The following is a 23,021-nucleotide window of genomic DNA, read 5'->3' as shown; positions in this document are numbered from 1 at the left end:
TGTCGCGTAACTGTCTTGCTAACCTTGCAAAAAAAATGCTACATATCTATGTGTGAATACACATGAATAAAGTTTATTTTGTGGATTAAAACACATAGGAATATATGAGCGAACATTTTGAGGCACTAAAAAACATTCTGGCGAAAAAAAACCCTCACTTAACGTTAAGTATTTTTGACTCACCAATACGTTACGATGATCTTATCCGTGATGCTTCCAATAGATTAAAATTCTATAATGATTATTTTATTATCAACCTTCGCAGCACTGATAGCCCTGTAATATTGGATGCAATCTGTTTATATATTCCGTCTTTGACAATAAAAATTGAATCACCCGAAGAACTCATTGAACCGATACTAATAGAATCGATTACTTCCGATGTTAAAAATTACCTTTATGCAAAAATCCTCCAGCAGCAAACCTGGCTTTTTCAACGTATCAGCGAAAATACATGGCATCTGGCTTCAGGACTTTCTCATGAGCGTATCACTCAACATGTTGTGGATGGCGCATTAAAAACCATCCCTTTCAGCGACGCTGTTATTTTCAGAATATATGACGAAGGCCAGAATAAACTCTGCCCTGTAGCCGTATCCGGATTCAAAGATAACTATTATGAATACTCCGTCTCACCTCAGGAATCGATATCTGGTAAAGTATTTGAGAGTAGGAAGCCAATTATATTAAATTCAAGAGATGATATTCTCGCCTCATTTGAGAGTTACTCAGCAATCCGAGCATCTGTTATGGAAAATAACCCAATAGCAAATGCACTAATATGTGTTCCGGTATTGGATCAGCAATATTGCTATGGAACGTTAACCATTCTTTCACTTGGGCGCCGTTCTGTTTTTAATTCTCTGGCAGTTTCATTGCTGGAGACATTTGCTTCACAGGTTGCACTGGCGTGGCGAAACGCAAAACAATATGACGAAAAGGTTGAAAGTTTCAATCAAGTAAACTCTCTCAGGCAGCAGCTAGAACAACAGAACGAAATGCTAAGAAGTAGCCTGAACTTCCATAATGAAATGATAAAATTATCCATAAAAAACAATGATATATCATCATTCATAAAGGCGATGTCTGATAAGATGAATTTGGAGATAGGTTATGTTGATATATCAGGAGCGATTCACGGTAAGTTGCGGGATATTGATAAACTTTGGGTCACATTGACTACTAATAAAAGTAATGAGGAAATTGAAGAAGCAGGTTTTATCAGAAATGAACTCTATATCCAGCCTATGATGCAAAATCAACAGGCTGTAGGATTCGTCATCGTTAATAAAGCCGACGCCAGTGATTACATCCGTGTGACGCTATCCCGATTGAGCGATTTTTTGATTATGGACATCATGAAAAAGGTCAATAACTTGCTCATTGAGAATAAAAGAAAATCATCAGTAATGGATAAGGTACTACTTGAGGGGATTAATGAAGATACTACTACCACACTGTCTGAAAATGGCTTTCTTATCCAGGAATGGATTGGATGCATAGTTTTATCTTTAGCGAACACCACCAATAGAAGCGAAGATGTCAAATTGCTAGACATGCACAACAAACTAAAATATTTGTTAGCGCGAAGCAACGCATTCATCTACTCTGACGAAATTAACTTTATGATTTACTTATCGGATAATTCGCCAGAAAGAATAAACTCATCCTTTATAAAACTAGAAAAAGAAGTTGTTAATATTGGGTTTTATCAGGCAGGGGTAAGTAATGTTACTTCTGCCATCAGGATAAAACAATCTCTGGATCAGGCATTAACGACTCTGGCTGTCATTAAGAAAAGAAACAAGCAGGGGGTTTTGCGTTTTAATCAGACTGGTATAGAGAGGCTATTTGTTAATCATGAAAAAGAAGAAATAAAACAGTTTATTAATGACGTGCTTTCGCCAATACTGGATGACAGTGAAAAAAGTCAGGTTCTGCTGAAAACATTAAATGAATATATTGGCAATAGTTGCTCCGTGAATAACACAGCAAGATCGTTAGACATACACACAAATACGCTTTACCAGAGAATTAAAAAAATCGAACTCCTCACGAAAATGGACTTATCAAGTTCAGACGATTTTCTTATTATCAGCGTGGCGTGTCATATGCTGAGCTTATCAAGAGGTGTTACGTAATATCAGTTTATTGGTCTCAAATACGGCCCCTCATTGTATGGCAAAAAATGCGCTCCAGGATAAGGGAATGATAGTGCTCTACGAAGAACAGGCCTCCTTGAGGAGAGCGGATTGACGTAATTTACTGAATAATTATGTCAATCCGTGCGCGTTAAGCCCCTCAATTGTTCATTTGGTTACTTTCATGACTCCGGATTCAACTACGTGCTGATGTCTGGCTTACGCTTTTTCCAGTTGTGCTGGTCTTGGCTTTACTGCTGGAATAAATGAAAAAGAGCGCGATTCCCAGGCAAATAACAGCACCAAGCCGTGTTGGAGAGAAGTGAATTGCTTCATTTCCCAACCAACCGAAGTTATCGATCAGCATGCTCATTGCCAGTTGCCCAAAGATCACTGCAACAGTGGCAACAGCAGCCCCAATACGCTGCACTGCCAGTACCATAATGACGATGTAAGGAACACCACACAGAGCGCCAAGCAACTGCCATTTAGGCACATCCAGCAGGGTTAATGCATGTTTAGGTTCGAAGAAGAAAATAAGCAGCGCGGTCACCAAAGCGCCAACTGAGAAAGTCAGAAATGCACTGCGGAAAACGCCTACGTTACTCCCTAACTTTCCTCCAATCGCAGCCTGCATACTCAAAAACGCGCCACCCACTACAGCCAGCATAATCATCAAAATATTCACAAATTCACCTCAGCCTTTTGCCACGAGAAACAAGGCAGCAATAATAAAAATCAGAGCAATAATACGTTTGCTGTCAATTTTACGGTGGTCAGTGCCGAACAGACCGTAGTGGTCAATCACCAGGCTTTTAAACACCTGCCCTGCCAGGATGCCTATCATCGTCATCGCGATCCCAATACTGGGAACGGCAACGGTCAGAATGACAACATACACCGGCCCCAGGATGCCTCCCAGCAGAGTCCATGATGGCTGAGTAAAGAATGATGGACTATTACGCGGACTGAAGAAAAGCATCAGCATGAATGTCAGCGCTGCGCCGACCCCAAAAATACTGAAGGTGGCCCATAAGTCACCCACCTCACTTCCCAATGGCCCTAATAATCCGGCTTCAACGGATAATCCCATCCCGCCTGCAACGACGAGCAATATAAATAAAAGCTGCATAAAACAGTCTCCGACTTGGTTTAGGAGGCTGATGATAAAGACGCTCAAAGTAATGAAAAACAGTATAATCCGTGAAACACCTTTGCAGGAATCGAGACAATGTATGATGCCAGTTCAATAAACTTCCGTAGTCTATTGTTTTTTATTGGAGTTTTTGACTCGCAAAGTTTTTCAGCGGTTGCCAGGCGAGAAGGTGTTTCAGCGTCGATGGTGTCGCGAGTGATTCTGCAGCTGGAAGATACTCTCGGACAACAGCTGTTCTATCGTAATACCCGCGCTGTCATTCCAACCGAAGCTGGACGATTGTTCGTAGAATATGCCCGAATAATGAGTGAGCAGCTCAGCGAGGCAAGAAAGGAACTACAGGACAGATCACTTGAGCCTTCAGGGTTAATAAGAATTAATGCGCCGGTTTTTTTTGGTCAGCGGCACATTGCGCCCTGGCTGACTGGCCTATGCGAGCGCTACCCTAAGCTGTTGATTGAGTTGGCGCAGACAGATGACTACATCGATCCCCACCGCGATGCTTCAGACATTATTTTTCGCATTGGGACACTTACCGACTCATCATTTCATGCTCGCGTATTCTGCACCCAGCGCTACCACCTTGTTGCGTCTCCTAAATACGTTCAAAAGTGGGGAATGCCAGATATGCCTTCAGATTTAGCGCAGCATAAATGTCTGGTGTATGCGGGCTCATCCGGCCCTAATCGATGGCTATTCAGAGAAAAGAATGACAACTGGGTTCACTACCCGGTATCTGCATTGCTGATTTCAAATAATGCGGAGACGCTTCTTACCGCCGCGTTAGGTGGAATGGGGATGGTGCTCTTCCCAGACTGGCTGATTGGAGACAGCATTCATAAAGGGAAACTGGTCAGAATTATGTCCAATCTTGAAGCTGCCATAAAAACAGAGCCGCAACATATTGCCGCTATTTATCCGAATACCCGTCATCCACCTCTGAATGTCAGAGCGGTTATTGATTACTTTCTGGAGGTTTATGGCCCCAAACCTTACTGGCAATTCGACTGACGAATGTCACCGATGACATTGAATGGGGCCAAGCTGTATTATCAGGGACTGCGAGAAAAAGGAAAATCTCATCAGTCTGCAATCCGTGCTCTTGCCTTCAAATGGATAAGAATCATTTACCGCTGCTGGAAGACCAGAACCCAGTACGATGAAGCGAAGTATTTGCTGGCTCTCGAAGCGCGACACTCGCCCTTACTGAAGCCATAAAAGCTTGTCGAATGTCTCAGGGCGTGAAGCGGAAGTTTTTTTTTGGCAACTAAAAATTTTCATACCATCAAATCTAACACCTTCGTTATGGACCGACCTTTGAGTCTCGCCTCATGAGCGCTGTTGCTCCTGCCATTCTTTAATAATTACTGACTATATGGTGTCACCCGTTTTAAAGAGCATGGCTGTCAGTTAATTCTCCCAGCAGAGCTAGTCTCTCTACTGAGTTGAAAATTTAAGGAAAGCCTTTTGTTCTGATAACTGCTGATATAAAAATAGCTGTTGAAACATTCTAATTCAGGGGCTTAGCATCATGGTCAAAAAGACCACTCAGGAGCAGCGTCGCGAGCTGGGTGCATTTCTTCTCAGCCGCCGGGCGAGACTGGATCCAGAAGAGTTCGGCATGCCAAAGGGCACCCGCCGCACGCCGGGATTACGCCGTGAGGAAGTAGCAATGCTGGCTGGTGTGAGCGTCAGCTGGTACACCTGGCTGGAACAGGGTCGTGAAATCAAGCCTTCCTCTGAAGCGTTGCAGCGCATTGCAAAGGTGCTCAGACTAAACCGCGTTGAGTCATCTCATCTTTTTGCCCTTTCACCACGTGAGGAGCCGGAACCGCGTCAGGTGGATATGGGCGTCAGCGATGGGCTCGACATGCTGGTTCGCGCCATCAATCCAATCCCTGCATACGTGCGCAATGCGCGTCTGGATATTCTCGCGTGGAATGACGCCATCGCTGACCTTTTCATTGATTACAGTTCACTGCAACCGCACGAACGAAATACACTCCGCCTGCTGTTTCTCTACCAGCCTTACCGTACGCTGATTCTGGATTGGGAGCAGATGGCGCGCGGAATGATTTCCGTATTCCGTGCATCGCGGGCGCGGGCGCATGATAAAGCGCTATTCGACGCGCTGATCGATGAACTCAGCGGGCAGTCACCTGAATTTCGGGAGTGGTGGCAGGATACTGACGTGCTGGGCATGAGTGAGGGAAATAAAAGGCTGGCACATCCCACCTCAGGACACATTGAGTTCACCTATGTCGCCCTGACGCCAGAGGGCCGACCCGATCTTTCACTGGTAACCTACATCCCCAGACATGTTGCCAGTGACCATCAGTAATAGGATAACAACACGCCTTCCTGAGATTTTTGGGCACGCTTAAGATGGATTCAAGGCAGCACAATCATGCTGCATCAATCACTCAGGAGGCTTCAAAATGACAACTCACTCTGCTAATCCAGCTTCATCTGACATCACCTTTGCGGTATCACGCAATCCGGCGTCCGATGAACTCATTGCTAATTATGCCTACCAGACCACAGAAGAAGTGGAAGCGCTGCTGGAACAGAATGCGGCCGCGTTTCGCCTCTGGCGCGCCACCCCTTTACGCGAACGCGTTACGGCTTACCGCCGTCTGTCGCAGATTCTGCGCGAACGCGCTGATTTACTGGCAGGGCTGATCACCTCTGAGATGGGCAAAACCTTCTCAGCAGCCCGTGCGGAAGTCGAGAAATGCGCGGCCACTTTAGACTGGATTGCAGACAACGGCCCGTCAGTGCTGGCTGACGAACCGGTGTCCGTCGATAACGGCGACCAGGTGTATGTCTCCTATTTGCCGGTGGGATCAATCCTGGCGGTGATGCCTTGGAACTTCCCACTATGGCAGGTTATCCGCGCATCCGGCCCCATCATGCTCTCCGGCAACGGCTTTATTCTCAAGCATGCTCCTAATGTCATGGGATCGGCCTATGCCCTGCAGGATGCTTATGAAAGCGCAGGTTTTCCTGCAGGCCTGTTTGCCAACCTGGTGACGGACAATGATACGGTGGCCCGCGTCATTGAAGATGACCGTGTCGCCGCAGTAACCCTGACGGGAAGCATGCGAGCAGGATCTGCCGTAGCGGCTATTGCGGGCAGAGCGCTGAAAAAGAGTCTGCTTGAGCTGGGCGGTTCAGATGCTTTTATTGTTCTTGCTGATGCGGATATCGATCAGGCAGTGCGTGCCGCCGTTGAAGCCCGCTTCCAGAACGCAGGTCAGGTCTGCCTGGCGGCAAAACGGTTTATCCTGGAAGCGCCCATCGCGGAGGCGTTTACGCAAAAATTTATCGCTGCAGTCAGCCAACTGAAAGTCGGTGATCCGATGGATCCCCAAACCCGAGTTGGCCCAATGGCCAGAAAGGACCTGCGCGATGAGCTTCATCATCAGGTTGAGCGTACGCTTGAAGCCGGGGCAACGCTCCTGCTGGGCGGACACAAACTGGAAGGAAGCGGTAATTTTTACGCGCCTACGGTGCTGGGTAACGTGGTACCGGGTATGGCCGCTTTTGACGAGGAAACCTTTGGTCCCGTTGCGGCTATCACGGTGGCGGATAATGCTGAGCACGCCATAGAACTTGCAAACAACAGCGATTATGGTCTGGGTGGTAACCTCTGGACGGCGGATATCCAGCGTGGACAGCGGATGGCCCGGCGTCTTGAAACGGGCGGCGTGTTCATTAACGGTTTTTCTGCCACTAATGCCCGCATTCCTGTCGGCGGCGTGAAAAAAAGTGGTTATGGCCGTGAGCTGTCCCACTTCGGGCTGCGCGAATTCACGAATGCGCAGGCTGTCTGGGCAAAAGAGCTGGACTAAATACGCGACAATGAGGTTTCGTCTGTAGAACGCAGCTTGCGTAATGTTCTGATGCAAATATGAAAATACCTAAGCCGTTCTGCGTCAGAATTGTATTAAAAAGAAATTTGAACATAACATACAACCACTGTAGACGACCGGTCTAATTGATGTTAGTTTGGTTTCACAGCAACTGTCAGGTCTGACGGGATGTTTAAAATCGGGGCAGTTGCATAGCCGTCAGGTTTAAGCAAAGCAACCGTCAACACCAAGACAGGCAGTGCAACAAGTTCATAGACGACTGGTCTAATTTAATTTCACATATCGACATACCGGAGAATGACAATGAAAGTTTTAATGGTACTGACCTCACACGACACGCTGGGCAACACCGGCCGTAAAACCGGCTTCTGGCTCGAAGAGCTGGCCGCTCCTTACTACGCCTTTAAGGACGCCGGTGCAGAAATCGTGCTGGCCTCACCAAAGGGTGGTAACCCACCGCTGGATCCTAAAAGCAACGAGCCGGACTTCCAGACCGAGCTTACGCACCGCTTTGAAGCCGATACTGACGCCATGGCGCAGCTGGCAACCACCGTCCGCCTCGACAGTGTGTCTCAGGCCGATTTTGACACCGTGTTTTATCCTGGCGGCCACGGTCCGCTGTGGGACCTGGCGGAAGATAAGGACTCCATCGCGCTGATTGAATCTTTCTTTGCCGCCTCTAAAAACGTGGCGTTCGTCTGCCATGCCCCTGGCGTACTGCGTCACGTGAAAACGCCGGAAGGCAGACCGCTGGTCGAAGGACGCAAGGTCACCGGCTTCACTAACACTGAAGAAGAGGCGGTAGGCCTGACCCACGTGGTGCCGTTCCTGGTCGAGGATGAACTGATTGCGAAAGGCGGTATTTATTCCAAAGGCGCGGACTGGAGCTCTTATGTGGTTACGGATGGTCTTTTGATCACCGGTCAGAACCCGACCTCATCAGCAGCAACCGCAGCGCAGCTGATCAAACAGCTGGCACAGTGATATGACTCCGGACGGCTGAGGGAGGTTGCCCGGCAACTCTCTCAGCTACCGGTACAGCAAACTAAACCTGTTTAAGAAAGTGAGATAAAAAATGTTCAAGAAAACTGTCGCTTCTGCAGCTTTAAGCCTGATTCTCTCTGTCTATGCTCAGTCATCGCTGGCCGAGCCGGTAAAAAATATCGTTCTGGTACACGGGGCTTTCGTTGATGGCTCTGGCTGGAACCCGATCGCCCGCATCCTGCATAAAAAGGGCTACAAGGTGTCGATTGTTCAGGAGCCGCAGACCTCCCTGGCAGATGACGTGGCCGCGACAAAACGCGTACTGAAAATGCAGAGCGGCAAAACGCTGCTGGTCGGACACAGTTACGGCGGCATGATTATCAGCGATGCGGGTAATGACCCGTCGGTGGCAGGGCTTGTCTACATCGCGGCGATGCAGCCGGAAAAAGGGGACTCGCTGCTGAGCCTTGCAAAAAAATACCCGCCCGCCGCGCATTCGATTGCTGAAACGGACGATCATTTTCTCTACCTGAAACCTGAGTCGTTCCACGCCGATTTTGCCGCCGATCTGCCGGAAAAAGAGACCGCGCTGCTGGCACAGTCTCAGGTCATGCCAGCGGTGGCGGCCTTCAGTGCGACGGCTGGCGAACCGGCGTGGAAGCATAAACCGAGCTGGGCTGTGGTAGCGACCGAAGACCGCGCCATCAACCCGCAGCTGGAACGTTTTATGGCCGAGCGTGCCGGCAGCAAGATGACCGAACTGAAAGGTAACCACGCAATTTATGCCTCACAGCCCGGTAAGATTGCGGCCGTGATTGAAGAGGCAGCACAGAGTTTGTCGCACTAAATGTTCGTAACTGAACGCCGGAGCCTATAAGAGGTCCCGGCCAAAAAAATCTCTCTACTACGCAAATTTATTTAACTGACTGAAAGGAAAATAGCATGAAAAACATGACTAAAGCTGTTGCACTGTTCGCCCTCTCTGCCGCTGCATTACCTGCATTTGCCGCTAATCAGGTTCAGGATCAGCCGGCTGGCGAGCAACGTATCGGCGTCATCTCAGCCTCGGCTGCCGGAAGCAATCTGAGTGAACTGATAAACCGACTTGATGCTAAAGCGACAGCCGAAGGTGCCGGATCCTATCGCGTGGTTTCTGCCGGTGGTCGCAATTATCTTTACGGCACGGCAGAAATTTACAAGTAAGCATGAGGTATCAGTGCCGGAATCGAGCGAGTGGGCGATATCACCTGAGCTGGAAAGTGTCATCGGGACTCACCCGTATGAAGGGTTCGGAAAGGCATGCCCGGAATAACTCCCCGGAATTACCCTGCGGGCTGGCTGAAAATCTCCATCACGGGAAAATTACCGGATGTTTAATAGTCGACTGGTTAAATTGCTGATCGATTGAAGAGATGAAAATAGCCGATCGCCTATGTTTACGTCTTCAATAGCCGACCGGTCTAATATAATTTCGACAGAGATACTGGAGAATAGAAATGCAATACGAAGCGCTGTTTCATCCGATAAACCTGGGTCCATATACCCTGAAAAACCGGATTGTTTTCCCTCCACTGACCCGCCAGCGCAGCGCCCAGCCTGGCGATCTGCCAACCGGCCTGATGGCTGAATATTATCAGCAACGCGCCGGCGCGGGATTTATGGTCAGCGAAGGGACCCAGATTGAACCGCGCGGTCAGGGTTATGCCTGGACACCGGGCATTTACAGCGAAGCGCAGATTCAGGGATGGCAAAAAGTCACGGATGCCGTGCACGCCAGCGGAGGTGTGATATTCGCCCAGCTCTGGCACGTTGGCCGCGTTTCTCATTCGTCCCTACAGCCTGAAAATGGCGCACCACTGGCACCGTCGGCCATTCAGGCTGAAAAAGTTAAAGCATTTATTGAAACTGGGCCAGGGACCGGGACCCTCGTTTCACCCTCCGCGCCGCGTGAACTGGGAATCGCGGACATTCAGGAACTGGTGGAGCTTTACGTCCAGGCTGCCAGAAACGCGATTCGTGCGGGCTTTGATGGTGTGGAAATCCATGCGGCCAACGGCTACCTGGTGAACCAGTTTATTTCTGAACATGCCAATCATCGCCAGGATGCTTACGGTGGCTCACTCGAAAACCGGCTGCGGTTCCTGCGCGAAATTGTGCGCGCTGTCAGTGCGGCTGTAGGTGCCAATCGCCTCGGTGTGCGATTCACCCCGTTATTTACCAGTACCGACGAAGATCGCGTTTATATCGGTCTGGTGGAGAGTGATCCGCATACCACCTACGTGGAAGCGGTGAAAGTCCTCGAAAGCGCAGGCGTTGCCTACGTTTCAATTGCTGAAGCGGACTGGGACAACGCACCGGATATGCCAGAGGCCTTCCGTCGTGAGATACGCCGTGTGTTCAGTGGCCGCATCATTTATGCCGGACGTTACACGGCAGAGCGTGCAGAAAAAATGATCCGCAACAATTATGCCGATCTGATTGCGTTTGGCAGACCCTTTGTGGCGAACCCTGACTTACCGGCACGTATTGCCAATGGCTGGCCGCTTAACGCGCTAAACGCCGCTCGTCTCTACGGTGGTTCAGAGGAAGGTTTTACTGATTATCCATTTTACCAACCCGCAACGTCAGCAATTAAGGAAAATACACATGAATAACGGTATCGAAGGCAAAGTCATTCTAATCACCGGCGGTAATTCGGGTATTGGTGCTGAAGTTGCTCGACTACTGGCGATGCGGGGCGCAAAAATCGCCGTTGCGGCACGCAGACAGTCAAAGACGGATGCGGTTGTACAGGAAATTACCGGCGGCGGTCATGTCGCCCGCGGCTATCAGCTGGATGTTACCGATAGGCATCAGTTTGAAGCCGTAGTCGCAGAGGTCGTTAGCGATTTCGGCCAGCTGGACGTTCTGATTAATAACGCCGGTCTAATGCCGATTCGCCCTATGTCAGAAGTGAATACTGACGAATGGGATGCCATGATCGACGTCAACCTGAAAGGTACACTTTATGGTATTGCCGCCGCGCTCCCGCGCTTTCAGGCTCAGGAGAGTGGACATATCATTAACCTGAGTTCAGTGGCGGGCATCAAAGTCTTTGCGCCTGGAGGCACGGTTTACTCCGGAACGAAATTTGCAGTTAGAGCCATATCAGAGGGTCTACGTCAGGAGATAGGCGGCAACATCCGCGTCACCTGTATTGAACCTGGTGCGGTGGAGAGTGATTTAAAGTACTCAACGACCGGCACGGCCGCCGAAAATGTCCTGGCGTTCTACAAACAGGCTATCCCGGCCTCGTCGGTAGCGCGGGCCATTGCCTTTGCGATTGAACAGCCTGCGGACGTAGACATTAATGAAATCGTGCTTCGCCCGACTCGCCAGGAGTTTTGACCACTTCACGATGGCTGCCGCTGCAGCTGAATTGTTCAGCCGGCCCAGCACCCGGGCCGCAGCGTATATAGTTGGAATTGACAAAATCTGAGGTTTTGCTGACTGGTGTCGTAATGATTGCAATTATTTACGCCAACGAAAAAAGGGCACCAGCAGCAACTGGTACCCTTTCTTGAAGATTTTTATGTTCAATCTTGGATGATGCATCTACACCTGCAGTCACCGTTGCTTTGAACACCATCTTCGTTTAGACACCCGTTAGAGATCTCACTTCTAACCAGTGTGCTTCGATGTATGGTGCCCGGACGCGGAATCGAACCACGGACACGGGGATTTTCAATCCCCTGCTCTACCGACTGAGCTATCCGGGCAACGGGGCGCATTAAACCCTACTCGCGCGGCACCGTCAAACGCTTTTCGGCAAAAATCAGCTGACTGATGCCTTTTAAAGCAACCTCCAGACCAACCGGTAAAAATTTATTCGCCTATTGCTGTTATAGGTGAATTTTTAATCGCTTGTGCCGATAACCGTGCTGACATCCTATACCAATAATAAGGTTCTCCCATGTTCAGCACTATTACATCAGGAATACTGTCACGCCTTGCGTGGCAAAAACGCGGTCGCAGCATGGCAACACTCAGATCGTTGCAGGACGCCATCGCCATGGTCGAATTCACCCCAGAAGGGAAGATTCTTACTGCCAACGAGCTGTTTCTCGAGCGCATGGGTTATACGCTTAAAGAGATCGTCGGCCAACATCACAGCATGTTCTGCACCGCAGATTTGCTCAACTCGCCGCAATACCGCGACTTCTGGCGACGCCTGAATCGCGGCGAAGGCTTCAGCGATAAATTCCTGCGCGTGGCAAAACACAGCCGTCCCATCTGGCTCGAGGCGAATTACGTGCCGGTGCAGGATCGCAGCGGTCGCGTGATTAAAATCGTCAAGCTGGCGAGCGATATCACCGCACGCATCATGGACGCACAAGAGCAGCGCGCCATGACCACCGCAATTGAGCGTTCGATGGCGGTGATTGCCTTCAATCTCAAGGGCGAAGTGTTGATGACCAACGACAACTTCCTCAAAACCATGGGCTACAACTCGTCTGAAGTGATCGGCGTGCATCACAGCCAGTTCTGCCCGCCGGAGATGCGCAACAGCGACGAATATCGCCGCTTCTGGCACAAACTGAATCAGGGCGAATTTATCTCTGGCCAGTTCCAGCGCGTGAACAAACGTGGCCAAACGGTGTGGCTGCGCGCCACTTACAACCCGGTGTTTAACGAAACCGGCGAGCTGTACAAAGTGGTGAAGTTCGCCACCGATGTCACCGCGCAGGTGGAGAAGAACCAGCAAGAGCGCGAAGCGGCGCAGCAGGCGTATCAAACAGCGCTGCAAACCAGCGAAAGCACGCGCCTCGGCGCGACAGTGATTGAGAACAGCGTGCAGACCATGAATGATTTGGCGGGCGAGCTGCACGGCATTTCCGGTGATATCAACGATCTGAGCGAATCGTCGGATCGTATCGGCGCGATTGTCGAGAGCATTCGCCGCATTGCCGATCAAACCAACCTGCTGGCGCTGAACGCGGCGGTGGAAGCGGCACGCGCCGGTCAGCATGGTCGCAGCTTTGCCGTGGTAGCCAATGAAGTGCGCACGCTGGCGGCCAACATTAACCACGCCACCACCGAGATTGAGAACATGGTACAGCAGAACCATACGCTGGCGGAGAAAGCGCTGAAAGGTATCGCATCGAACCTAAAACGCGCCGATCAGGGCGTGGTGTTGGCGAAAGAAGCTGGCGGCATGATGGCGGATATTCGCGGCAGTTCCAGCGAAGTAGTGCGCGCGATTGGGCATGTTACGGCGGCGTTGAAGGAAGAGTGATTGGTGAGAAGGTCGCCATGAATGGCGACCCTACGGAACCGTGCGAGTTTTGGCGCGGCCATGACATAAAAGTGTCACAACCGCGCAGTAATCTAAGATAATTCCTAACCAACGTCAGATTCTCCTATGCAGCTGCCTGATTTACGCGCAGGCCTTGCCTCCCTGTCGAGTCGTTCTCGTGCGCGTTCGCTGTGCATGGCGGTGCCGTTTGTCAGTCCCGCGATGGACAACACGGCGGTGATGGCGTTGTTTACCGAGCACAAAGATCTGATTGGTTTGCCGGTGATCGAAAACGGCACGCCGTTTGGCATGATCAACCGCCACATCTTCCTGTCACAAATGTCGCGCCCGTTTTTCCGCGAACTCTTCGATCGCAAAAGCTGCATCGCCTTTATGGATAAAGAGCCGCTGGTGATTGATGCCGATACCGAGCTCGATCAGGTGGCGCAGCAAGTGGTCGCCACCGGCGATAAATCGGTCACCGACGGCTTTATCCTCACCGAACAAGGGCGCTACATCGGCATCGGACTGGGCATCGACCTGATCCGCACCGTGTCAGATTTGCAGCATCAACAGCATCAGCAAATTTTGCAGAGCATCGATTACGCGCGCGTGATTCAGGACGCGATGCTCGATCGCTCAACGCAGCAGATGGCGCAGCAGCTCAACGATTGGTGCCTGCACTGGCAACCGCGCGATGGCGTCGGCGGCGACTATTACGCCTTTCATCAGGATCAACACGGCTGGCTGGCGCTGATTGCCGACTGCACCGGCCACGGCATTCCCGGCGCATTTATGACGGTGATCCTGCAATCGGCGCTGGAAAATGCGCTGCAGCAGAATCGGCGCGCGCCGTCCGATGTACTGCAATCGCTTAATCGCCATATCAAACAAACGCTGGGGCAGCTCAATGCCTCGCAGCAAACCTCGCTGTCGAACGACGGCTGCGATGCCATCGCGCTGCGCCTCGATAGCGAAAATCATCAGCTGTGCTGGTCAAGCGCGCGCATGCACGCGCTGCTGCATACCGCTGGCGGCGAAGCCGAATCGCTAAAGGCCGACCGCGTTGGCGTTGGCTATACCGATACGCCGCAGGATTACGTCTGGCCGCAGCAGCAGCGCACGCTCAATCCCGGTGACATGCTGCTGGTGATGACCGATGGCGTCACCGATCAGCCCGGCGGTGAACGTCAGATTATGTTTGGCAAAAAGCGCATTCAGACGCTGCTGAATCACTATCAAACGCTGCCGATGCCGGCGCTTTCCACGGCATTCGAGCAGGAATTTCTTCGTTGGCAAGGCAACCAGCCGCGACGCGATGACGTCACCTGGTTTGGCTTCCGCTATTAGAGTCACGTTATGAATCCAGGTTCGAATCTCAGCCGCGTCCCGCCCGACGGCGTGGCGCTGCACTACACCGGCCTATTTTCGCCGCAGAACATCACCGCGATGGGCGAAGTGATCAAAGTGTTTCTGGAGAATCAGCAGGCGCCGGTCAAAGTGCGGCGTCGGCTGTTCTCCAGCTTTGTCGAGATCGTACAGAACATCCTGCGCTATTCGCAGGATAGCCGCAGCACCAGCCACGCCGAGCAGGATTTCCGCTTCGGCACGGTGACGCTGCACGTTGAAGGCGATAACTACGTGCTGGAGAGCAGCAATCAGGTGGATCAAGTGGCCTGCGAGCAGCTGCGCTACTGGCTCGATTTGCTGCGCACCATGAGCAACGAAGAGATCAAACAGGCGTATCGCGTGGGTTTGCGCGCCGAGAGCCCCGCCACCAGCAAAGGGGCCAACATTGGATTATTAACGCTGGCGCGCGACGTCAGCGAACCGCTGGAGTATGAACTGCGTCCGTTGGCTTCCAACGGTTACGCCACGTTTTGGCTGAAAGCCACCATTCACCAGGATTGATCAATAGATGCAAAACCTTGTTATTGCTGCCACAGAGAGCACGCCCGAAGTGAGTTTTGATTTTGCCGCCGGTCAGTTTGCCCTGCGCGGTGAATCCTGGCCGGAGAACGCCGCGGCGTTTTATCGTCCGCTGCTGGATGCGTTAGAGAACTGGCGGCCGCAGCCGGGCGGCGACGTTGAAGTGAATATCGCGCTGCGCTACTTCAACAGCTCCAGCACCAAAATGCTGTTCAGCCTGTTTGATCTGTTTAACCAGCGCGCGCAGAGCGGCCAGAACGTGGCGCTCAACTGGTTCTTTGACGCCGAAGATGATGTCTCGGAAGAGTTTGGTCAGGAGCTGGCGCTGGACTTCACCGATCTGCAGGTGAAACTGCAGGCGGAAATGGCATCGTGATGGACCTCAACGAGCTGTTCCGCGAAGAGAGCGATGTGCTTAATCGCTCGCAGGATGTGGCGGCTCAAACCACGCTCAGCGCTGAGGATTATCGCGATGCGCTGCTGATGGTGAATCGCCATTATCAGCGCCTGATGCGTGAAACCTATCGCATGATTTCGCGCAGCGACCGCGCCGAGCGTGAGCTTAATCGCGTCAACGAACAGCTGCATCAGCTGGCGCAGGAGCTGGAGTATAAAGCCAGCCACGATCCGCTGACGGCGGTGTGGAATCGCGGGGCGATTATTCAGCGCATCAGCCAGACGCTGAGCCACGGCGCTGCGGCGCTGATCATTCTGGATATCGACCACTTCAAACGCATTAACGACGAGTTCGGTCATCCAATGGGCGATAAGGTGATTTGTGCGCTGGTGTCGCGTATTCAGGCGCACTGCCCGGCGGAAGCCAGCATTGGGCGTATTGGTGGCGAAGAGTTTACCGTGCTGCTGCCGCACTATCGCTTATCCGATGCGGTGATTGTGGCGGGCGCGATTCACGCCTCGCTGAATGCTTCGCCGCTGGCGGTGTTGCCCGGCCAACTGGTGACCGCCAGCCTTGGCGTCAGCTACGGCAAGCCGGGTTCCGATTTCGAGACGCTGTATAACAATGCTGATGTGGCGCTGTACGACGCTAAAAATCACGGCCGCAATCGGGTGTTCTTCCGCTGATTACTGCGCGGCGGTCACCACCGGCGGCGGTGTGGCTTCCGGCACAAAGATGTGGTCGAGAATATTGCGCATCAGCGGCGCGGCCGTGACGCCTTCATTGCCGCCGTTTTCGAGAATTAACGCCACCGCCACTTTGGGATCGTTAAACGGCGCAAACGCGGTGTAGAAGATGTGGTCACGCAGGCGCATCGGCGTCATTTTGGCGTTATACACCTGATTCTGCTTCAGGCTGAACACCTGCGAGGTGCCCGATTTCGCCGCAATGCCGTAAGGCGCGGTGTGGAAGTATTTGTAGCCGGTGCCGTTCGGCGCATTCGCCATGCCGAACATGGCGTGGCGCACCAGCGACCAATACGGCGATTTGGCATCACCAATCTGTGGCTGCGGTAATTTTGCCTGATACGGCTGCACCACCGTGCCGCGCTGCGATTTCTCCAGCAGATGCGGATTAATCACGCGGCCATTATTCAACAGCGCCACTAGCGCTTTCACCATCTGAATCGGCGTCGCCACCCAGTAACCTTGCCCAATGCCGACTGAAACGGTATCGCCCTGATACCACATCTTTTTGTGCACTTTTTGCTTCCATTCACGGCTTGGCAATAATCCGGCGTACTCTTCGTTGAGATCGATGCCGGTCGATTTGCCGTAGCCAAACTGGCTCAGCATGGTGTGGATACGATCGATGCCCATCATAAACGCCACCTGATAGAAGAAGCTATCCGCCGACTCTTCGATGGCTTTCGTCACGTCCAGCATGCCGTGACCGGTTTTTTTCCAGTCGCGATATTTACGATCGGTACCCGGCAGCGTCCAGGTGGGCGCGCCAAATATCGTGAAACTCGGCGTGATGACTTTGGTCAGCAGCGCCGACATCGCCATATAAGGCTTCACCGTGGAAGCCGGCGGATACAAGCCTTGCGTGACGCGGTTGATCAGCGGCAGATCTTTATCCTGCAGCAGGGTTTTATAGGCTTTGTAGCTGATGCCTTTGACGAACGGATTGGGATCGTAGCTCGGCGCGGAAACCATCGCCAGCACGCTGCCGTCGTGCGGATCTTCAATCAGCGCCGCCGCGCGTTGCCCGGCTAACTGGCTCTCGACGTACTGCTGCAGATGCAGATCGAGCGTCAGCGTGATGTTCTGACCGGCCACCGGCGGCACCTCTTTCAGCACGCGCACGATGCGGCCATGGTTATCCACTTCCACTTCCTGATAGCCGGTTTTGCCGTGCAGCAGCGATTCGTAATAGCCTTCAATGCCCTGCTTACCGATGTTGTGGTCCGCCGCGTAGTTCTCGCCAACGCCTTGCGCATTCAGGCGTTTGTAGTCGTTATCGTTGATTTTCGAGACGTAGCCGAGCACGTGCGCCAGATCGGCGCCGTAAGGATATTCACGGTCCTGATAGGTATCGACGGTGACGCCGCTAAAGCGGAATTGATTGACGGCGAAGCGCGCCACTTCTTCGTCAGTCAGTTCCGCTTTCAGTTCAACCGGCTTGTAGCGGCTGTTCTGTTTGAGCTCGTGCTCGAAGGTTTCAATCTCTTCCGGCGTGAGATCGACAATCGGCGTCAGCTCTTTCAGCGTTTCCTGCATGTTGTCGATTTTGTACGGCGTGATGTGAATGTCGTACCAGCTGACGTTACGCACCAGCGGAATGCCGTTGCGATCGAAGATCAATCCACGCGTGGGCGCGATGGGGATCATTTTGATGTCGTTTTCGTTGGAACGCGTCTGGTAATAGCTGTGCTGATCGACCTGCAAGCGATACAGGTTGATGCCTAAAATGGTAAAGCAGATGACAACCAGGGCAAAAGCGACAATCGCACGGCGGGCAAACAGCTTTTCTTCTGCTTCGAAATTACGGAAATTCATCAGGTGGGCTTAGTCTCTTTGTTATCACGCTAATGATAAGCAGAGATTGTTTCAGAGCCAGCACGAAGATGCACAAGCCTGGGTAAAAGTGTGTCAGATGTTTACGGTGGGAAGCCAGGTCGCCATTAATGGCGCCCCTACGACGAATGTAGGGTCGGCATTTATGCCGACCTGGTTTAACGCAGTGATTAATCGCCCAGCAACACTGACTCCAGCGCGATCTTAATCATATCGTTGAAGGTGGTCTGACGCTCAGCCGCCGTGGTCTGCTCGTGGGTGCGAATGTGATCCGACACGGTACAGATAGTCAGCGCTTTGGCACCAAACTCTGCTGCCACGCCGTAAATGCCCGCCGCTTCCATCTCCACGCCCAGAATGCCGTACTTCTCCATCACGTCGAACATCTGCGGATCTGGCGTATAGAACAGATCGGCGGAGAAGATGTTACCCACGCGCGCATCAACGCCCAGCGCTTTCGCGGCATCAACGGCGTTACGCACCATGTCGAAGTCCGCAATCGCCGCGAAGTCGTGATCCTTGAAGCGCATGCGGTTCACTTTGGAATCGGTGCAGGCACCCATACCAATCACCACGTCGCGCAGTTTCACGTCTGCGCGCACTGCGCCACAAGAACCAACACGGATGATCTTCTTCACGCCGAAATCGGTGATCAGCTCTTTGGTGTAGATCGAGCAGGATGGAATGCCCATGCCGTGACCCATCACCGAAATCTTGCGGCCTTTATACGTACCGGTGTAACCCAGCATGCCGCGCACGTTGTTCACTTCCACCACATCTTCGAGGAAGGTTTCCGCAATGTGCTTAGCGCGCAGCGGATCGCCCGGCATCAGCACGACGTCCGCGAAATCACCCATTTCTGCATTAATATGAGGCGTTGCCATGATTATTTTCCTTATTAAATTTGGGGCGCTGTTTTACAGCATGCTCTTGCCGTAGTCCATGCTGGACAGGCCGAAATATTTTGCGATGGTCTGGCCGATATCAGCGAAGGTATCGCGGTATCCCAGCGATCCTGGCTTCACATTCGGGCCGTAGATCAGAATCGGAATGTGCTCACGCGTGTGTTCGGTGCCTTTCCAGCTTGGATCGCAGCCGTGATCGGCGGTGAGGATCAGAATGTCGCCCTCTTTCACCAACGCCATCAGTTCTGGCAAGCGACGATCGAACAACTCCAGTCCGCCCGCATAACCGGCGATATCGCGACGATGTCCCCACGTTGAGTCAAAATCAACGAAGTTAGTGAAGACAATCGAAGTATCTGGCGCTTTCTTCATCTGCTCAATGGTGGCGTTGAATAGCGCGTCTAAGCCGGTGGCTTTGACCTTCTGCGTGATGCCCTGCTCGGCGTAGATATCGGCGATTTTACCCACCGAAATCACTTCACCGCCCTTCTCGTCGACCAGCTTTTTCAGCATGGTCGGCGCTGGCGGTTCCACGGCCAGATCGTGACGGTTGCCGGTACGCTCGAAATTACCCGCTTTGTCGCCCACGAACGGACGCGCAATCACGCGGCCGATGTTGTAGCCGCCATTGGTCAGCTCCTCACGGGCGATTTCGCACAGTTCGTACAGGCGATCGAGGCCAAAGGTCTCTTCGTGGCAGGCAATTTGGAACACCGAATCCGCCGAGGTGTAGAAAATCGGCTTGCCGGTTTTCATGTGCTCTTCGCCGAGCTGGTCGAGGATCACCGTGCCCGATGAGTGACAATTACCGAGATAACCCGGCAGATCGGCACGTTTCACCAGAACATCCAGCAGCTCCTGCGGGAAGCTGTTCTCTTTGTCGCTGAAGTAGCCCCAATCAAACAGCACCGGCACGCCGGCGATTTCCCAGTGGCCCGACGGCGTATCTTTACCGGACGACAATTCGCTGGCGTAAGCGTACGCACCGATGATTTCCGCGTTGGGATCGAGGCCTGGCGGGAAACGACCGGTGGAGAGCTCAGCCGCTTTGCCGAGGCCCAGTTTGGTCAGGTTAGGTAAGTGCAGCGGGCCTTCACGACCTTCATTGGCGCGGCCTTCGAAACAGGCTTCGGCGATATGGCCGAGCGTGTCCGATCCTTCATCACCGAATTTATCGGCGTCTTTGCTGGAGCCGATCCCGAAGGAGTCGAGAACCATAATAAAAGCACGTTTCATGCAAGTCTCCTGCGCAATGCGCGATGACAAGTCAAAAAAAAGCGATCAGATCAGTATACCCGAACGGCCGCTGCCTGGCACGAAGAAGCGCCAGTTATTCGCTGACGCGACGATAAACTACCGGCGTAATCGCTGGCGCAGTATCGCTCAGCGTGATGGCTGCTTTAACGGCGACGGCGGCCTGCTGCCACTGCGCTTCCGATGCGGCGTGGATAATCGCCAGCGGACGCTGCGCGTCAATCTGCGTGCCGAGCGTGATCATGTCGCTCAGGCCCACGCTGTAATCAATGCTGTCGCTGGCGCGCTGGCGGCCACCGCCGAGCGCAACTACCGCCATGCCGAGCGCACGCGTATCCATCGCGCTGACGATACCCGCGCCATCGGCGTATACCGCTTTGCTCAGGGTTGGCGCTGGCAGATAGCTGTCCATGCGCTCGATGAAATCCACCGGACCCTTTTGTGCCGCCACCATGCGGGCAAAGACTTCAGCGGCTTTGCCGTTATCCAGCACCTGCTGCAGCTTTTGGCGCGCATCGGCGTCATTCTCAGCCAGTTTGCCGGAGATCAGCATTTCCGAGCACAACGCCATCGTCACTTCCAGCAGACGCGGATTGCGCGCCTCACCGGTCAGGAACTGCACCGCTTCACGCACTTCCAGCGCATTACCGGCGGTGGAAGCCAGCACCTGATTCATGTCGGTGAGCAGCGCGGTGGTTTTACAACCTGCGCCATTGGCGACGCCGACAATCGCCTGCGCCAGATTTTCTGAGGCTTCGAAGGTCGGCATAAAGGCACCGGAGCCCACTTTCACGTCCATCACCAGCGCATCCAATCCTTCTGCCAGTTTTTTGGCGAGGATCGATGCGGTGATCAGCGGAATGGAGTCCACGGTGGCAGTGATATCGCGCGTGGCGTAGAAACGTTTGTCGGCCGGCGCCAGCGAGTTGGTCTGGCCAATAATCGCGATGCCGACGTCTTTAATAATCTGGCGGAAACGATCGTCGCTCGGGAAGATATCGAAGCCCGGAATCGCTTCCAGTTTATCCAGCGTGCCGCCGGTGTGGCCAAGGCCGCGCCCGGAGATCATCGGCACATAACCGCCGCACGCCGCTACCATCGGGCCGAGCATCAGCGAAGTGACATCGCCAACGCCGCCGGTGGAGTGTTTATCAACAATCGGGCCGTTGAGATTCAGCGATTTCCAGTTCAGCACCGTGCCGGAGTCGCGCATCGCCATGGTCAGCGCCACGCGCTCGTTGAGCGTCATATCATGAAAATAGATGGTCATCGCCAATGCGGCAATTTGACCTTCCGAAACGCTGTTGTCGCGCACGCCGTTGATAAAGAAGCGGATTTCCGCTTCGCTCAGCGCCTGGCCGTCGCGTTTTTTACGAATAATTTCTTGTGGCAGGAACACGGTTGCCTCCCTGGAGGGGTAGAAATTGAAATGATACGGCAGCTTGCACCTGCCGTAGCGGCGCGATTTATCGCGCGATGTTAAGTCGGGGCTGAAGCGTAAAAACCAGCGCGATAAATCGCGCCGCTACGAATCGCAGAACCATCAACGAAAGAGATTAATAACCGGCTTTGCTGGTCGCTGTTTCATGGCCCAGCGTATTCAGCAGGCTTGCCAGCAGGCTGGAGGCACCGAAGCGGAAATGACGCGCATCCGCCCAGCCTTCACCCAGAATGTCGTCCGCCAGCTGCAGATAAAGCGCCGCGTCTTCCGCAGTGCGCACGCCGCCCGCCGGTTTGAAACCAACCTGCTGCTTCACGCCTTTGTCGCGGATCACTTGCATCATGATCGCCGCCACTTCTGGCGTCGCGTTGACTGGCACTTTACCGGTGGAGGTTTTAATGAAGTCGGCGCCCGCATCGATAGCGATTTCCGAAGCGGCACGAATCAGCGCTTCGTCTTTCAGCTCGCCGCTTTCGATGATCACTTTCAGCAGCACGTCCGCCGCCGCGCAGGCTTCTTTACAGGCTTTCACCAGCTCGAAACCGATATCACGGTTGCCAGCAATCAGCGCACGATACGGGAACACCACGTCCACTTCGTCAGCGCCGTAGGCGATTGCCGCGCGGGTTTCGGCCAGCGCGATCTCAACGTCATCATTGCCGTGCGGGAAGTTGGTGACGGTGGCGATGCGGATTTCCGGCGTGCCCTGCTCGCGCAGCGCTTTACGTGCTGCCGGGATGAAACGTGGATAGATGCAGATGGCAGCGGTGTTACCGGCTGGGGATTTCGCCTGACGGCACAGCGCGATCACTTTCTCGTCGGTGTCGTCTTCGTTCAGGGTGGTTAAATCCATCAGTTGCAATGCGCGCTGTGCTGCTGCTTTTAGGTCGGTCATGATGCTCTCCAAAATTCAGATCGGCGGGCACAACCCACCGGGGGATGTGATAATTCTAACAACTACCGTGACGATGAATTGCGCTTCACGTCACACGAAAAAGAAAACCTGTCATTTAAATACAATTATTTAGTGACATTCATCACAAATAACCGCGAACCGAGCGGGAATGTGCCGTGATGGTCATTGT

The 23,021-nt window shown here is 52.8% G+C and carries 21 protein-coding genes, 1 tRNA gene and 1 pseudogene; 15 read left to right on the top strand and 8 right to left on the bottom strand.

What is annotated here, in order from left to right:
• Positions 1-104 precede the first annotated feature (104 nt).
• Positions 105-2,141, top strand: a complete 2,037-nt coding sequence (locus HX773_RS12970) for a helix-turn-helix domain-containing protein (protein ID WP_176971836.1) — start codon at positions 105-107, stop codon at positions 2,139-2,141.
• A 196-nt stretch (positions 2,142-2,337) separates the two neighbouring features.
• Here the strand turns inward: HX773_RS12970 and HX773_RS12965 are convergent, their stop codons facing one another.
• Positions 2,338-2,829, bottom strand: coding sequence for a DMT family transporter (locus HX773_RS12965; protein WP_176971835.1), 492 nt, complete (start codon positions 2,827-2,829; stop codon positions 2,338-2,340).
• Between the two features lie 9 nt (positions 2,830-2,838).
• Entirely contained in the window at positions 2,839-3,273 is a 435-nt protein-coding gene (locus tag HX773_RS12960; protein ID WP_176971834.1) for a DMT family transporter, read from the bottom strand.
• Between the two features lie 99 nt (positions 3,274-3,372).
• Here HX773_RS12960 and HX773_RS12955 point away from each other — a divergent pair, with 99 nt between their 5' ends.
• From HX773_RS12955 to HX773_RS12915, 9 genes and pseudogenes are all read left to right on the top strand, one after another.
• Positions 3,373-4,308 (top strand): LysR family transcriptional regulator, encoded by a 936-nt coding sequence (locus tag HX773_RS12955; RefSeq protein WP_176971833.1) that lies wholly within the window; start codon positions 3,373-3,375, stop codon positions 4,306-4,308.
• Positions 4,309-4,335: 27 nt separating this feature from the next.
• Positions 4,336-4,515, top strand: a pseudogene (locus HX773_RS12950) (IS110 family transposase); the annotation flags it as partial.
• Positions 4,516-4,828: 313 nt separating this feature from the next.
• Complete coding sequence (locus HX773_RS12945) at positions 4,829-5,638, top strand: helix-turn-helix transcriptional regulator (protein WP_176971832.1); 810 nt, start codon at positions 4,829-4,831, stop codon at positions 5,636-5,638.
• Between the two features lie 97 nt (positions 5,639-5,735).
• The gene (locus tag HX773_RS12940) at positions 5,736-7,151 is read left to right on the top strand and encodes an NAD-dependent succinate-semialdehyde dehydrogenase (protein ID WP_176971831.1); all 1,416 of its coding nucleotides are present in this window, start codon (positions 5,736-5,738) and stop codon (positions 7,149-7,151) included.
• Between the two features lie 324 nt (positions 7,152-7,475).
• On the top strand, positions 7,476-8,156 hold the full coding sequence (locus HX773_RS12935; protein ID WP_176971830.1) for a type 1 glutamine amidotransferase domain-containing protein: 681 nt from the start codon (positions 7,476-7,478) through the stop codon (positions 8,154-8,156).
• Between the two features lie 91 nt (positions 8,157-8,247).
• Positions 8,248-9,003, top strand: coding sequence for an alpha/beta hydrolase (locus tag HX773_RS12930; protein WP_176971829.1), 756 nt, complete (start codon positions 8,248-8,250; stop codon positions 9,001-9,003).
• A gap of 95 nt (positions 9,004-9,098) precedes the next feature.
• Positions 9,099-9,359, top strand: a complete 261-nt coding sequence (locus HX773_RS12925) for a DUF1471 domain-containing protein (protein WP_176971828.1) — start codon at positions 9,099-9,101, stop codon at positions 9,357-9,359.
• 293 nt (positions 9,360-9,652) lie between these two features.
• Entirely contained in the window at positions 9,653-10,810 is a 1,158-nt protein-coding gene (locus HX773_RS12920) for an alkene reductase (protein ID WP_176971827.1), read from the top strand.
• Complete coding sequence (locus tag HX773_RS12915; protein ID WP_176971826.1) at positions 10,803-11,543, top strand: SDR family oxidoreductase; 741 nt, start codon at positions 10,803-10,805, stop codon at positions 11,541-11,543. Before HX773_RS12920 ends, HX773_RS12915 begins: the two co-directional genes overlap by 8 nt.
• A gap of 295 nt (positions 11,544-11,838) precedes the next feature.
• Here the strand turns inward: HX773_RS12915 and HX773_RS12910 are convergent.
• Positions 11,839-11,914, bottom strand: a tRNA-Phe gene (locus HX773_RS12910).
• Positions 11,915-12,108: 194 nt separating this feature from the next.
• On the opposite strand from HX773_RS12910, the gene HX773_RS26090 reads away from it, so the two are divergent.
• The 5 genes from HX773_RS26090 (at position 12,109) to HX773_RS12885 (ending at position 16,443) form a co-directional block, all read left to right on the top strand.
• Positions 12,109-13,431, top strand: coding sequence for a PAS domain-containing methyl-accepting chemotaxis protein (locus tag HX773_RS26090; protein ID WP_176971825.1), 1,323 nt, complete (start codon positions 12,109-12,111; stop codon positions 13,429-13,431).
• 126 nt (positions 13,432-13,557) lie between these two features.
• Positions 13,558-14,781, top strand: coding sequence for a SpoIIE family protein phosphatase (locus HX773_RS12900; protein ID WP_176971824.1), 1,224 nt, complete (start codon positions 13,558-13,560; stop codon positions 14,779-14,781).
• 9 nt (positions 14,782-14,790) lie between these two features.
• Complete coding sequence (locus tag HX773_RS12895) at positions 14,791-15,342, top strand: SiaB family protein kinase (RefSeq protein WP_176971823.1); 552 nt, start codon at positions 14,791-14,793, stop codon at positions 15,340-15,342.
• 7 nt (positions 15,343-15,349) lie between these two features.
• The gene (locus HX773_RS12890) at positions 15,350-15,736 is read left to right on the top strand and encodes a DUF1987 domain-containing protein (protein WP_176971822.1); all 387 of its coding nucleotides are present in this window, start codon (positions 15,350-15,352) and stop codon (positions 15,734-15,736) included.
• Positions 15,733-16,443 carry a GGDEF domain-containing protein gene (locus HX773_RS12885; RefSeq protein WP_370463604.1) on the top strand — a complete coding sequence of 237 codons (711 nt, stop codon included), beginning with the start codon at positions 15,733-15,735 and terminating at the stop codon, positions 16,441-16,443. Before HX773_RS12890 ends, HX773_RS12885 begins: the two co-directional genes overlap by 4 nt.
• On the opposite strand, the gene mrdA is transcribed toward HX773_RS12885, so the two are convergent.
• The 5 genes from mrdA to deoC all read right to left on the bottom strand — a co-directional run bounded on the left by mrdA (position 16,444) and on the right by deoC (position 22,831).
• Positions 16,444-18,318, bottom strand: coding sequence for a penicillin-binding protein 2 (mrdA, locus tag HX773_RS12880; protein ID WP_176971821.1), 1,875 nt, complete (start codon positions 18,316-18,318; stop codon positions 16,444-16,446). It lies immediately after the preceding gene.
• Between the two features lie 188 nt (positions 18,319-18,506).
• A complete protein-coding gene (gene deoD / locus HX773_RS12875; RefSeq protein WP_008103284.1) occupies positions 18,507-19,220 on the bottom strand; it encodes a purine-nucleoside phosphorylase in 714 nt (237 codons plus the stop codon).
• A 33-nt stretch (positions 19,221-19,253) separates the two neighbouring features.
• Complete coding sequence (gene deoB / locus HX773_RS12870; protein WP_176971820.1) at positions 19,254-20,477, bottom strand: phosphopentomutase; 1,224 nt, start codon at positions 20,475-20,477, stop codon at positions 19,254-19,256.
• A gap of 94 nt (positions 20,478-20,571) precedes the next feature.
• On the bottom strand, positions 20,572-21,894 hold the full coding sequence (gene deoA, locus HX773_RS12865; RefSeq protein ID WP_176971819.1) for a thymidine phosphorylase: 1,323 nt from the start codon (positions 21,892-21,894) through the stop codon (positions 20,572-20,574).
• Positions 21,895-22,051: 157 nt separating this feature from the next.
• Positions 22,052-22,831: a deoxyribose-phosphate aldolase gene (gene deoC, locus HX773_RS12860; RefSeq protein ID WP_176971818.1), complete on the bottom strand. Its 780-nt coding sequence runs from the start codon at positions 22,829-22,831 to the stop codon at positions 22,052-22,054.
• Between the last annotated feature and the right edge of the window lie 190 nt (positions 22,832-23,021).

Source organism: Pantoea sp. B9002 (genome assembly GCF_013385945.1).
GTDB lineage: Bacteria > Pseudomonadota > Gammaproteobacteria > Enterobacterales > Enterobacteriaceae > Pantoea.
Note: the sequence above shows the minus strand (reverse complement) of the source record. Positions and strands in the feature narration are given on the sequence as shown.